The sequence below is a fragment of the Arthrobacter sp. 10T419 genome (assembly GCF_056394105.1).
In genome coordinates, this window is sequence record NZ_JBFTHF010000002.1 from 179,071 (window position 1) to 191,902 (window position 12,832).

Here is a 12,832-nt window from a genome sequence, read left to right on the forward strand (position 1 = left end):
GCCAAATTGCTGGGAGAGTGGGAGGGTGTCAACACAGCAACTTCCCCCAGCGCTCGCTGCAGCCGCCCATGGCTTCGGCCGGTATCTGGAGGCTGAGCGGGGCCGCTCCGCCCACACCGTCCGCGCCTACCTTTCCGACGTCGGAAGCCTGTTGGCGCATGCGGTCTCGGAGGGCGCGGAGGATCTGGCACACCTCGAACTCGGCACACTGCGGCGCTGGCTTGGCACCCAGAGCGAAGCCGGGATGTCACGGGCCACGCTGGCCCGGCGCGCAGCCACCGCGCGGGCCTTCACCGCGTGGGCCGTCCGCGAGGAGCTCATCGCCGCCGACCCCGCCCTGCGGCTGAAGGCCCCGAAACGGGAGAAGTCCCTGCCCGGCGTGCTGCAGCAGGGGCAGGTGCAGCGGCTGGTGGCCGGAGCCGAGTCGGCCGCCGCGGAAGGGGAGCCGCTGGCCCTGCGCAACCGTGCCATGCTGGAGCTGCTCTACGCCACGGGCGTCCGCGTCGGCGAGCTGGCCGGCCTGGACATCGACGATCTCGACCCGGACCGCCGGACCCTGCGGGTGCTCGGCAAGGGCAACAAGGAGCGGACGGTTCCCTACGGCCTCCCGGCCGCGGTCGCCGTCGACGACTGGCTGCGCCGTGGACGCCCGGCCCTGGCGGCGGACGGCTCCGGCCCCGCGCTCTTCCTCGGGGCGCGCGGAAAGCGGGTGGACCAGCGGCAGGTCCGTAGCGTCGTCAAGGGGCTGCTGGACGGGCTGGGGGACACCTCGGCCACGGGTCCGCACGCACTGCGGCACTCGGCGGCAACCCACCTGCTCGACGGCGGGGCGGACCTCCGCGCGGTGCAGGAAATCCTGGGGCACAGCAGCCTGGCAACCACCCAGATCTACACCCACGTCTCCGTAGACCGGCTCCGGAAAAGCTACCAGCAGGCGCATCCGCGGGCTTGACCGGCCGCCGTCCGGCACGGCGCCGCGACCTGGGCCATCAGGGCTCTCGGGGGCCCCTCCGGGGCGTGTCAAGGGCACCTGTGGACCATTAGCAAAGCCGGAACGACTCGCCGGGAGCGACGCGCCGAATTGCACTGGCGTAATTAGGCGGGGTACGGCACAATGAGACTCACGCCCGGCAACTTTCAAGTGGTGCTTGAACCGCTTAAGCATCGATTTACCACCTGAGATCCGGACATATTTTTTGCGTATTGTTGTTTCGAAGAAACTGAATAGTCTGGCAGGGGCGAGAGCCCCGCACGCGGATCCACGCAGCAGAGAGGCATCCAGGCAGAGGTCGTTGGGGAAGACGTACCTATAGCTATGGAGGATGGAATGTCTGTTGCACTAACCCGCGGTGTCCTGTTCGTACACTCGGCCCCGACCGCCCTGTGCCCCCACGTTGAGTGGGCCATTGGGTCTGTCGTGGACAAGCGCACGGACCTTGAGTGGACTGCCCAGCCCGCTGCGCCCGGAATGTTCCGGGCCGAGCTGTCGTGGACCGGAACACCGGGCACGGGGGCTCAGTTGGCGTCTGCGCTGCGCGGCTGGGCTCACCTGCGCTACGAGGTCACCGAGGAGCCCAGCCAGGGCGTCGACGGCGGCCGCTGGTCGCACACCCCGGAACTCGGCATCTTCCACGCCGTCACGGACGTGCACGGCAACATCATGGTCTCCGAGGACCGCATCCGCTACGCCTACGAATCCGGCGCCGGCGACCCTTCCGCGGTCTACCATGAGCTCTCGCTGGCCCTCGGCGAGGCCTGGGACGAGGAACTCGAACCCTTCCGGCACGCCGCCGAAGGCGCCCCCGTACGCTGGCTCCACCAGGTCGGCTAGCCACCCGGGGGCTCTTCCCACGACCCTGGACGTACCGCACCACACTCCATAGCAACGCCAAATGACAGATGGCGGCAATGTTCACCAGGAACATTGCCGCCATCTGTCATTTCGGCGTGCGGCCCAGCTGAGCGGGCCCGGCGGGTTAGACGCTGCGGACGGCGATGACGGCGTTGTGGCCGCCGAAGCCGAACGAGTTGCTCAGTGCCACGATGCTGCCGCCGGGCAGGGCGCGCTCGGAGGTGACGATGTCGAGCGGGATCTCCGGATCCTGGTTCTCGAGGTTGATCGTCACGGGCGCCTTGCGGTCGTATACGGCCATGACGGTCAGTACGGCTTCCACCGCACCGGAGGCACCCAGCAGGTGGCCCATCTGCGACTTGGTGGCGGAGACGGCCACGTTATCCACTTGGCTGCCGAGGGCGGCCTTGAGGGCGGTGTACTCGGGCTTGTCGCCGACCGGGGTGGAGGTGGCGTGCGCATTGACGTGCACCACGTCCTCGGCCTGGATGCGGCCGTCGAACATGGCCGCCTTCAGGGCGCGGGTGGCGCCGAGGCCCTCCGGGTCCGGGGCCGTGATGTGGTACGCGTCGGCGGTTACCGAGGTGCCGGCGAGTTCGGCGTAGATTCGGGCGCCGCGGGCGAGGGCGTGCTCCTCGGCCTCGAGCACCAGAGCGCCGGCGCCTTCGCCCATCACGAAGCCGTCGCGGTCGCGGTCGTAGGGGCGCGAGGCATGCTCGGGATCGTCGTTGCGGCGGGACAGCGCCTGCATCGAGGCGAACGCGGCGATCGGCATCGGGTGGATGGCGGCTTCGGCGCCGCCGCAGACGACGACGTCGGCCTTGCCGGAGCGGATCAGGTCCAGGCCCATGTGCACGGCTTCGGTGCCGGACGCGCAGGCGGAGACGGGGGTGTGGGCGCCGGCACGGGCGCCGAGGTCCAGGCTGACGGCCGCGGCGGGGCCGTTGGGCATCAGCATGGGCACGGTCATGGGGAGGACACGGCGGGGCCCCTTTTCGCGCAGGGTGTCCCAGGCGTCCAGGAGGGTCCAGACGCCGCCGATGCCGGTGGCGAAGGCGACGGCCAGGCGGTCATGGTCGATGTCGGTGATGCCGGCGTCGGCCCATGCCTCGCGGGAGGCGACAACGGCGAACTGCGTGGACGGGTCCATGCGCTTGGCCTCGACGCGGCTCAGGACCTCGGTGGCGGGGGTGGAGGCCCGAGCAGCGAAGTGCACGGGCAGCTCGTACTTGGCCACCCAGTCGTCCTCAAGCGTGTGCGCGCCGGAGACGCCCTTCAGCGCGTTCTTCCACATCGTGGGGACATCGCCGCCAATGGGTGTGGTGGCACCCAGACCGGTAATGACTACTTTGCGTGCCATGGGATCACTCTCTGTCGGTGCGCCTGCCGTATCCGGAACCTGGTGAAGGCGGCCGGGGCCTGCGTAGGGAAAACTCGGTGGTCATGCAGAAATCAGGGATTGAGCTGTGGTGTTCCGGTCCGGGACGCTGTCGAAGCGTCCCGGACCGGCCACAGGTCCGGCCGTTGCCGGCCACAGGTCCGGTCGTTGCCGGCCGGAGCCAAGGCGCAGGCGAAATTAGGCCTGGGCGTTGGCGATGAAGCTGACGGCGTCGCCGACGGTCTTGAGGTTCTTGACCTCTTCGTCCGGGATGCGCACGCCGAACTTTTCCTCGGCGTTGACCACGATGGTCATCATGGAGATGGAGTCGATGTCCAGGTCCTCGGTGAAGGACTTGTCCAGCTCGACAGCCTCGGGGGCCAGGCCGGTCTCTTCGTTGACGATTTCGGCCAGGCCGGCCAGGATCTCTTCGTTGTTAGCCATTGATGGCTCCTTTTCTTGTTGTTGCCGTCGGCTTCCGGTGGTTGTGCCGGGAACGTCGGGCGAAATGATTCAAACCGAGGGTTCGGCTTGGTTGGGAATCCGTGCTGTTGAGGAATGCGTTCAGCTTGGGAAGTGCGGTGGCCGCCTACGGAAGCACAATCACCTGGGCGCCGAAGACAAGTCCGGCTCCGAACCCGATCTGCAGGGCCAGTCCGCCGCTCAATTCAGGGTTTTCCTGAAGCAAGCGGTGGGTGGCGAGGGGGATGGAGGCTGCCGAGGTGTTGCCTGCTTCGGCGATATCCCGGGCGACCTTGACGGTCTCCGGAAGCTTGAGCTTCTTGGCCATCTCATCGATGATCCGCATGTTGGCCTGGTGCGGGATGAAGGCCGCGAGGTCCTCGGCCTTGATCCCGGCGGCGTCGAGGGCCTGCTGGGCCACCTTGGCCATTTCCCAGACCGCCCAACGGAACACCGTCTGGCCGTCCTGCCGCAGCGTGGGCCACAGGGCCGCCTCGGTGACGGCGGCCTCGCCCTCGCTGAGGGCGGTGTCACGCTTGCCGGCGGCGGCGAAGTCGCGGATGTCCAGCATCGAGTGGGTCATGCCGATGGCGTCCCACTTGCTGCCGTCCGAACCCCATACCGAGGGGCCGATGCCCGGGGTGTCTGAGGGTCCGATGACGACGGCGCCGGCGCCGTCGCCGAGCAGGAAGGAGATGGTGCGCTCGGTGTTGTCGATGACGTCGGAGAGTTTCTCCGCACCGACCACGAGCACGTACTTGGCCGCGCCGGAGCGGACCAGCGCGTCGGCCTGGGCGATGCCGTAGCAGTAGCCGGCGCAGGCGGCGGAGATGTCGAACGCCGGTGCCGGGGTGGCGCCGAGACGGTCGGCCAGGCTTGCGGCGGCCGAGGGCGTCGCATACGGGTGGGTGACGGTGGAGACGATTACCGCGCCGAGCTCGGAGGCCTCAATGCCGGCCTTTTCCAGGGCCTCGCGGGACGCGCCCTCGGCCATGTCGATCACGCTGACGTCGGCGGGGGCCCGGTGGCGCGTGATGATGCCGGTGCGCTGCCGGATCCACTCGTCCGAGGAGTCGATCCACTGGCAAACGTCCTCGTTGGTGACGATCATGCTGGGCCGGTACGCGCCGACGCCCATCACCCGGGTGTTTTCCTGCAGGGGAGCCTGCTTCAGAGTAGGAGCGCTCATTCCCCTCCCTCCAGTTCTGCGAATAGGGCCAAGGCGGCGGAAAGGTCATCCGGGGTCTTGACGGTGACGGTCTTCACGCCGGGCATGCCGCGCTTGGCCAGGCCGGCCAGCGTCCCGGCCGGGGCCAGTTCGATCACTCCGGTCACGCCGCGCTTCACGAGGGTCTCCATGCAGAGATCCCAGCGGACCGGGCGGGAGACCTGGGCAATCAGGCTGTCGACGGCGGCACCGCCGTCGGTGACCTCCGCGCCGTCGAAGTTGGACAGCAGCGGGACCTGCGGGTTCCGCGGGTGCAGCGAGGGCCGGAGGGCCTTCAGCGCGGCGACCGCGGGGGACATGTGCGAGGTGTGGAACGCGCCGGCGACTTTCAGCGGGATCACTCGGGCCTTGGCCGGGGGATTGTCGGCGAGGGCCTTCAGCTGCTCCAGGGTGCCGGCCGCGACGGTCTGGCCGGCGCCGTTGACGTTGGCGGGGGTGAGGCCGCAGGCCTCGATCGCGGCCAGGACTTCGGCGGGGTCCCCGCCCACGACTGCGCTCATGCCGGTGGGGGTGGCCGCGGCGGCCGCGGCCATGCCGTTGGCGCGTTCGCGGACAAAGGTCATCGCTTCGGTCTCGGTCAGGACACCGGCCAGGGCGGAGGCGGTGATTTCGCCGACCGAGTGTCCGGCGAGGATGACCGGGAGGGTGCCCAGTTCGACGTCGAAGAGCGACTTGGCGGCCACGAGTCCGGCGGCGACGATCAGGGGCTGCGCGACGGCGGTGTCCTTGATGGTCTCCTCATCGGAGGTGGTTCCGTGGGCGGTGAGGTCGATACCTGCTATTTCGCTAAGGGAGGCCAAATGGCCTGCGACGGGAGGCAATTCCAGCCAGGGGGCTAGAAAACCAGGGGTCTGGGAGCCCTGTCCAGGGCAAACGATTGCAAGCACGTATCCAGCTTTCCAAATTGCCGCGTGATTCATCGGTACTCTCATGCACCAAGCTCACTGGGTCAGATTGTAGGAAGTCTACAACGGGTCAGGAGTTGTTGCGCGACGGCTGGCGTTCCGCGGAGGGCCTGGGCGGGGCCGAGAGCCGGCCCACCACGAGCGCCGCCTGGAGCACAAAAGCCTCCCGGGGGATCAACGGATCCCAGCCCGTGACGTCGCAGACACGCTTGAGCCGGTAGCGCACGGTGTTGGCGTGGACGAAAAGCTCGCGGGCGGTCGCTTCAAGCGAGTGGCCGAGTTCGAGGTAGGTCCCGAGGGTCTCCACGAGGCCGTTGGACGCCGCGACCAGCGGCCGGTAAATGTTCTTGACCAGGGAACGCCGGGCCGCGTCGTCACCGGAGATCACGCGCTCGGGCAGGAGGTCATCGGCAGCCACGGGACGCGGCGCGGAGGGCCACGCCTTGGCTGCGGTCAGGCCGGCGAAGGCGGACTGAGCGGAGCTGCTGGCCTCCAGCAGGGATCCGGCCTCGGCGCCGTAGACCACCGGCCCCGGGGCGAAGAGCTCGCTGAGTTTCTGGCAGGCCGTTTCGCGGTCCTGCACGCCGCCCAGGATCAGGATCAGCCGGTCGCCCTGGATCCCGACGAGGGCGTCCTCGGCGAAGCGCCCGGCCGTGCGGCGGAGTTCGCTGACGTAGCTGGCGCTGGGTTCCGACGGGGAATTCCCCACCATCACGGTGAAGCGTTCCTGGGCTTTCCAGCCCAGGGCGGCGATCCGGGAGCGCAGCGCGTCGGTGTTTTCGCCGCGCAGGATCGCGTCGACAATCAGCGCCTCCAGCCGGGTGTCCCAGGACCCGCGGGTTTCGGCGGCGCGGGCGTAGACGTCGGCCGCGGCGAAGGCCACCTCGCGGGAGTAGCGCAGCACGGCCTCGCGCAGGCCGGCCTGGTCGGCTTCCGGGGCGATGATCGGCACCTGCTCCTCGACCACCTCCACGACGATCCGGATCAGCTGCAGCGCCTTCTGCAGGCTGATCGAGCGGGTGAGCTCGGTGGGGGCGGTGCCAAAGACATCGGAGAGGATCCAGGACGGAGAGCTGGGCCGCTCGAACCAGGTGACGAAAGCGGCAATGCCGTTCTGCGCGACCATGCCTAGGGCGGAGCGCTCATCGGAGTTCAGTCGGCTGTACCAGGGCAGTGATTTTTCCAGCTGCCGCAGGGTCGTGGTGGACAGCTGGCCCACGCTGGCCCGGAGCTTCTTCAGCGTCTCGGCCTTCTCCGGGGTGAGCGCCCGCACGGACGGCTTGCGTTTTGCGGGAGTGGTGGTGGGCTCTGCCATGCATCGAGCATACGGTGCCCGCCGTCCAAGCTCCATTTGTGCAAAGGCTACAAGTCCCTTTGGGCTGCGTCACAGGCTTAAACGCCCGACGGCGGCCCCCACCCGAAGGTGGGAACCGCCGTCGTGCGTTCGCTTTGGTGACTAAGAGTCGCCGCCCGCGTTGCCGGTGGTGCCGGCGTTGACGTTGAGCAGGCGGTACTTCTCGATTGCCTGGGCCGGGGCCTGGGCGTCGACCTCGCCGCGGCGGGCCAGCATCTGCAGGGAACGGACCACGATCGAGTGGATGTCGTTCTTGAAGAAGCGGCGAGCGGCGGCGCGGGTGTCCGAGAAGCCGAAGCCGTCAGCGCCGAGCGAGGCGAACTCGTTCGGGATGAACTGGCGGATCTGGTCCGGAACGGCCTTCATGTAGTCCGAGACCGCCACGATCGGGCCGGTGGCGCCGGCGAGCTGTTCGGTGACGAACGGGACGCGGGCCGGCTGGCCCGGGTTGAGGAAGGCGTCTTCCTCGGCGGCCATGGCGTCGCGGCGCAGTTCGGTCCAGGAGGTCACGGACCAGACATCGGCGGAGACGCCCCAGTCCTCGGCGAGGAGCCGCTGGGCTTCGAGGGCCCAGGGGACGGACACACCGGAGGCCAGGATCTGCGTGCGCGGGCCGTCGATCTTGGCCGGTGCCAGCAGGTAGATGCCCTTGATGATGCCCTCGACGTCGAGCTCGGCGGGTGCCGGCGGCTGGACGATCGGCTCGTTGTAAACCGTGATGTAGTACATCAGGTTCCGGGCCGGGTCGTTGTCCGCCGGGCCCGGACCATACATCCGGTTCAGGCCATCACGCATGATGACGCCGATCTCGTAACCGTAGGCCGGGTCGTAGGTGACGACGGCCGGGTTGGTCGAGGCCAGGATCGGGGAGTGGCCGTCGGCGTGCTGCAGGCCCTCGCCGGTCAGCGTGGTCCGTCCGGCGGTCGCGCCGATGATGAACCCGCGGGTCATCTGGTCGGCGGCGGCCCAGAAGGAGTCGCCGGTGCGCTGGAAACCGAACATCGAGTAGAAAACATAGATCGGGATCAGCGGTTCGCCGTGCGTGGCGTAGGACGTGCCCGCCGCGGTGAAGGCGGCGACCGAACCGGCCTCGTTGATGCCGGCGTGCACGATCTGGCCTGCAATGGATTCCTTGTAGGCCAGGACGAGGTCGCGGTCCACGGACAGGTAGTTCTGGCCGTTCGGGTTGTAGATCTTCGCCGTCGGGAAGAACGCGTCCATGCCGAAGGTGCGTGCCTCATCGGGGATGATCGGCACGATCCGGGAGCCGAAGTCCTTGTCCCGCATCAGGTCCTTGAGCAGCCGGACGAACGCCATGGTGGTGGCGGCCTGCTGCTTGCCGGAACCGCGGTTGGCGACCTCGTACGCCTTGTCGCCCGGCAGGGTGACGTCGGTGTGCTTGGAGCGGCGTTCGGGGACGAACCCGCCGAGGGCGCGGCGGCGTTCCATCAGGTACTGGATCTCCGGGGCGTCGGCGCCGGGGTGGTAGTACGGCGGCTGGTACGGGTCGGCCTCGAGCTGCTCGTCCGTGACCGGAATGCGCAGGTGGTCGCGGAAGGCCTTCAGGTCCGCCAGCGTGAGCTTCTTCATCTGGTGGGTCGCGTTGCGGCCCTCGAAGTGGGTGCCCAGGCCGTAGCCCTTGACCGTGTGGGCCAGGATGACCGTCGGCTTGCCCTTGAACTCGGTGGCGGCCTTGTACGCGGCGTAGACCTTGTTGTAGTCGTGGCCGCCGCGCTTGAGGTTCCAGATCTCCTGGTCCGTCATGTCCGCGACCATGTCCTTGGTCTGCGGGGTCTTGCCGAAGAAGTGCTCGCGGACGAACCCGCCGGATTCGGCCTTGTACGTCTGGTAGTCGCCGTCGACCGTCTCATTCATGATCTTCACGAGCGAGCCGTCTTCGTCCTTGGCGAGCAGGTTGTCCCACTCGCGGCCCCAGACGACCTTGATGACGTTCCAGCCGGCGCCGCGGAAGAACGCCTCGAGCTCCTGCATGATCTTGCCGTTGCCGCGGACCGGGCCGTCGAGGCGCTGCAGGTTGCAGTTGATGACGAAGTTGAGGTTGTCCAGCTTGTCGTTCGCGGCGAGCTGCAGCAGGCCGCGGGACTCCGGCTCGTCCATTTCGCCGTCGCCCAGGAACGCCCAGACCTGCTGGTCCGAGGTGTCCTTGATGCCGCGGTTGTGCAGGTAGCGGTTCGACTGCGCCTGGTAGATGGCGTTCATCGGGCCGATGCCCATGGACACGGTGGGGAACTCCCAGAACTCCGGCATGAGGCGCGGGTGCGGGTAGCTGGAGAGGGCGTGGCCTTCCTTGGACTTCTCCTGGCGGAAGCCGTCCAGGTCCTCCTCGGTCAGCCGGCCTTCCATGAAGGCGCGGGCGTACATGCCGGGGGAGGCGTGGCCCTGGAAGAAGACCTGGTCGCCGCCGCCGGGGTGGTCCTTGCCGCGGAAGAAGTGGTTGAAGCCGACCTCGTAGAGGGTCGCCGCACCGGCGTAGGTGGAAATGTGGCCACCGACGCCGATCTCGGGACGCTGGGAGCGGTGCACCATGACGGCGGCGTTCCAGCGCAACCAGGCGCGGTACTTACGTTCGATCTCTTCATCGCCGGGGAACGGCGCTTCCTGGTCCACCGGGATGGTGTTGACGTAGTCGGTGGTGGTCACCATCGGCACGCCCACGCTCTGCGCGCCGGCCCGCTGGAGCAGGCTCCGCATGATGTATTGGGCACGCTCGGTGCCCTGTTCCTGAATCAGGGTGTCCAGGGACTCCAGCCATTCGGCGGTCTCTTCCGGATCACGATCAGGCAGCTGGTTAGTCAACCCGCTGAGGATATGGGAGGTATCTTCTCCTGCAGCCACGTCCAACCTCTCTTTGAGCGCATTCATCGGCACCCTCAGCTCCGGCAGGGTAACTGCCTGGCGTGAACGCGACGTGTGCGACATATCGGTAACAGCAGCCCGGTCCTGTACGCCGGGCTAGGTCCAATCACAACCATGCCTGCCTGTATTAGCGGTCGGTTGTCCGCGCAGGCAAAGTCGTCATCAGCCACTCTAGCCGTGTCAGTCCGCGGATGCGTAGCTGTCCTATGGGGCCACCGCCGTATTTCACGGGCATACTGGTTCTGTGACGTGGACCCCCTCCGGGGCCCGCGGAACGGCCGGTGTGACGCAGAATATGGCGGATCGCGGCGTTAGCAGCTTGAAGCAAAGGCCCAAAGGGTGTTGGCTTGTAGTAATGGAAATCACTAGCACCATTGGGTCCACCAAGCAGTACACCAAGAAGTACAAACAGCATAGGAGCAACACGTGAGCGAGGCCGACGCCGCCACTTCGGTAAATGTGGCGGAAAAATTGGGTTTCAAAAATGGAGATCTGATTCAAGAATTCGGTTATGACGACGACGTCGACTTCGACTTGCGCGACGACATCGAGGACCTCACCGGCTCGGAACTCTTCGACGAGGACGACCATGAGGTGGTCGACGCCGTGATCCTCTGGTGGCGGTCCGACGACGGGGACCTCGTTGACACCCTGGTCGGCTCGCGCACCACCCTGACCGAGGGCGGCGTGGTCTGGGTGCTCACCCCGAAGAACGGCCGGGTGGGCTACGTCTCACCGGCCGACATCCAGGATGCCGCGCCCACCGCAGGCCTGCACTACACCACGTCCGCTGGCGTCTCCAAGGAGTGGAGCGCCACCCGGCTGGTCACGCGGAAAAACAAGTGACCCAACCCGGCGCAGGAGTGGCGCTGGCAACCGCCGTGCCGGCGGTCGGCCAGCCCGCCCCCGACTTTGAGCTGGTCAACCAGTTCGGCGAGCCGGTCCGGCTGTCGGAACTGCGCGGACGCAATGTGGTCCTCGTGTTCTTCCCGTTCGCGTTCTCCGGCATTTGTACGGGCGAACTTTGCGAAATCCGGGACAACCTTGCGCTCTTCGAGGACGCCGACGCCGCCGTGCTGGGGGTTTCGGTGGACAGCAAGTTCGCGCAGCGCGCCTACGCGGAAAAGGAAGGCTACTCCTTCGACCTCCTTGCGGACTTCTGGCCGCACGGTGCCGTGGCCGAGCGCTATGGCGTCTTTGACCCCGACAGTGGCATGGCCAAGCGCGGCACCTTCATCATCGACGCCCGCGGTATGGTCCGCTACGTCGTGGTGAACCCCCGCGGCCAGGCCCGAGATTTCACCGAGTACCGCGCCGCCCTGGCGGGGCTCGCAGGGAACTGACGGCGGGGACAGGCGTGATGCGGCAGCGGAGGCCCGGCGTCGGCATGACTGGCTTTGCCAGCCTGCCGCCGGTCGTTGCCGCCGAACCGGCGCGGAGCGAACTCGAGGTCCTGCGGGAAATCCACGGCGTCCTCGCGGGGGAGCGCTTCGCGTTGCTCACCGGCGCCGGGCTCAGCACGGATTCGGGCATCCCGGATTACCGGGGCCCCGGGGCGGCTCCGCGGGCGCCCATGACCTACCAGGAATTCATTGGCGACCCCGAGAACCGCCGTCGCTACTGGGCGCGGAACCACATCGGCTGGTCGCATCTGCGCCGCGCCGATCCTAACGACGGCCACGCGGCCGCCGCCCGGCTGGAGCACCGCGGGCTCCTCACAGGCCTGATCACGCAGAACGTGGACCGGCTGCACGAGGACGCCGGAAGCGTCAACGTGGTGGACCTGCATGGCCGCTTCGACCGGGTGGTCTGCCTGGCCTGCCATCGCCGCTACAGCCGCTCGTTGCTGGCCGGCGTGCTGGAGGAACTCAACCCTGACTTCCTGACGGAAGCACTCGCCGCCGGTGTCGTGGAAATGGCCCCCGACGCCGACGCCACCGTGGAAGATTCGGAGCTGATCGCGGGTTTCGTCGTCGCCAACTGCCCGGCCTGCGGCGGCACACTGAAACCCGACTTTGTCTACTTTGGCGAGAACGTGCCCAAGGACCGGGTTGAGCGCTCCTACGCCATGGTGGACGACGCCGCGGCCCTGCTGGTGGCCGGTTCCTCCCTGACCGTGATGAGCGGACTGCGGTTCGTCCGGCACGCCGCCAAGCAAGGCAAGGCGGTGGTGATCATCAATCGTGGGCAGACCCGCGGCGATGACCTGGCCACCATCAAGCTGGAGGCAGGCGTCAGCGAATCGCTGACCTGGCTCGCCGCGGAGCTCCCCTCACTGTGAGGCGTTCCGGTCCGGCCGGCGATTGGCGTTTCCGGCGCCGTTTCGGGTAGAGTCATTGTTCGTTGGTGGACGCACTGAAGTGCGGAAACAGCATCTTGGGTCTTTAGCTCAGCTGGTAGAGCGCCACGTTTACACCGTGGATGTCATCGGTTCGATCCCGGTAGGACCCACCAAGGAAAACCCCGTCGCGGCAGGCCTAAACGCCCGCCGCGGCGGGGTTTTTTGCTCTCCATGTGCTGTGTCCTGCACTATTCCCGCGCCTAAAAGTAGCCGGAACTATCTGTGTGCTCACATATCGGTTGGCAACGCGCGGGCGCTACGCTGCTGGCCCCGAGGGCCACTGCTCGCCGCGGGGGTCGGCAGGGGGCGCCCCGGCCGAGCAGGGAGTGGGGGATTCCGAACCGATAATAAGCTAAGTGATATTGTTATCTTACTTATTTGGGGGGCGACTTGTTAGGTTTACGTTCTTTTTTTGCCAGGTTTTGGGCTACAAAA

The 12,832-nt window shown here is 67.3% G+C and carries 11 protein-coding genes and 1 tRNA gene; 6 read left to right on the forward strand and 6 right to left on the reverse strand.

Annotated elements, in window-relative coordinates; translation table 11 throughout:
- The first annotated feature begins 25 nt into the window (after positions 1-25).
- Positions 26-952 (forward strand): tyrosine recombinase XerC, encoded by a 927-nt coding sequence (locus tag AC1DBD_RS04435; protein ID WP_441417518.1) that lies wholly within the window; start codon positions 26-28, stop codon positions 950-952.
- Positions 953-1,327: 375 nt separating this feature from the next.
- Positions 1,328-1,831, forward strand: coding sequence for a DUF3145 domain-containing protein (locus tag AC1DBD_RS04440; protein WP_136322385.1), 504 nt, complete (start codon positions 1,328-1,330; stop codon positions 1,829-1,831).
- A gap of 145 nt (positions 1,832-1,976) precedes the next feature.
- On the opposite strand, the gene fabF is transcribed toward AC1DBD_RS04440, so the two are convergent.
- The 6 genes from fabF to aceE form a co-directional block, all read right to left on the reverse strand.
- Positions 1,977-3,212, reverse strand: a complete 1,236-nt coding sequence (gene fabF, locus AC1DBD_RS04445) for a beta-ketoacyl-ACP synthase II (protein WP_476981503.1) — start codon at positions 3,210-3,212, stop codon at positions 1,977-1,979.
- Between the two features lie 216 nt (positions 3,213-3,428).
- Positions 3,429-3,674: an acyl carrier protein gene (locus tag AC1DBD_RS04450; protein ID WP_091256299.1), complete on the reverse strand. Its 246-nt coding sequence runs from the start codon at positions 3,672-3,674 to the stop codon at positions 3,429-3,431.
- 145 nt (positions 3,675-3,819) lie between these two features.
- Complete coding sequence (locus AC1DBD_RS04455) at positions 3,820-4,881, reverse strand: beta-ketoacyl-ACP synthase III (RefSeq protein WP_476981504.1); 1,062 nt, start codon at positions 4,879-4,881, stop codon at positions 3,820-3,822.
- On the reverse strand, positions 4,878-5,807 hold the full coding sequence (locus tag AC1DBD_RS04460; RefSeq protein ID WP_476892356.1) for an ACP S-malonyltransferase: 930 nt from the start codon (positions 5,805-5,807) through the stop codon (positions 4,878-4,880). Before AC1DBD_RS04460 ends, AC1DBD_RS04455 begins: the two co-directional genes overlap by 4 nt.
- Positions 5,808-5,895: 88 nt before the next feature.
- On the reverse strand, positions 5,896-7,140 hold the full coding sequence (locus tag AC1DBD_RS04465; RefSeq protein WP_441417521.1) for a PucR family transcriptional regulator: 1,245 nt from the start codon (positions 7,138-7,140) through the stop codon (positions 5,896-5,898).
- 141 nt (positions 7,141-7,281) lie between these two features.
- Positions 7,282-10,062, reverse strand: a complete 2,781-nt coding sequence (gene aceE, locus AC1DBD_RS04470) for a pyruvate dehydrogenase (acetyl-transferring), homodimeric type (RefSeq protein ID WP_441417522.1) — start codon at positions 10,060-10,062, stop codon at positions 7,282-7,284.
- Positions 10,063-10,482: 420 nt separating this feature from the next.
- On the opposite strand from aceE, the gene AC1DBD_RS04475 reads away from it, so the two are divergent.
- The 4 genes from AC1DBD_RS04475 (at position 10,483) to AC1DBD_RS04490 (ending at position 12,510) form a co-directional block, all read left to right on the forward strand.
- Positions 10,483-10,902 (forward strand): DUF3052 domain-containing protein, encoded by a 420-nt coding sequence (locus AC1DBD_RS04475; RefSeq protein ID WP_175320867.1) that lies wholly within the window; start codon positions 10,483-10,485, stop codon positions 10,900-10,902.
- On the forward strand, positions 10,899-11,399 hold the full coding sequence (locus AC1DBD_RS04480) for a peroxiredoxin (protein WP_476908680.1): 501 nt from the start codon (positions 10,899-10,901) through the stop codon (positions 11,397-11,399). Before AC1DBD_RS04475 ends, AC1DBD_RS04480 begins: the two co-directional genes overlap by 4 nt.
- Before the next feature lie 17 nt (positions 11,400-11,416).
- Positions 11,417-12,337 (forward strand): NAD-dependent protein deacetylase, encoded by a 921-nt coding sequence (locus AC1DBD_RS04485; protein ID WP_441417524.1) that lies wholly within the window; start codon positions 11,417-11,419, stop codon positions 12,335-12,337.
- Between the two features lie 97 nt (positions 12,338-12,434).
- A tRNA-Val gene (locus tag AC1DBD_RS04490) sits at positions 12,435-12,510 on the forward strand.
- The last annotated feature ends 322 nt before the right edge of the window (positions 12,511-12,832 follow it).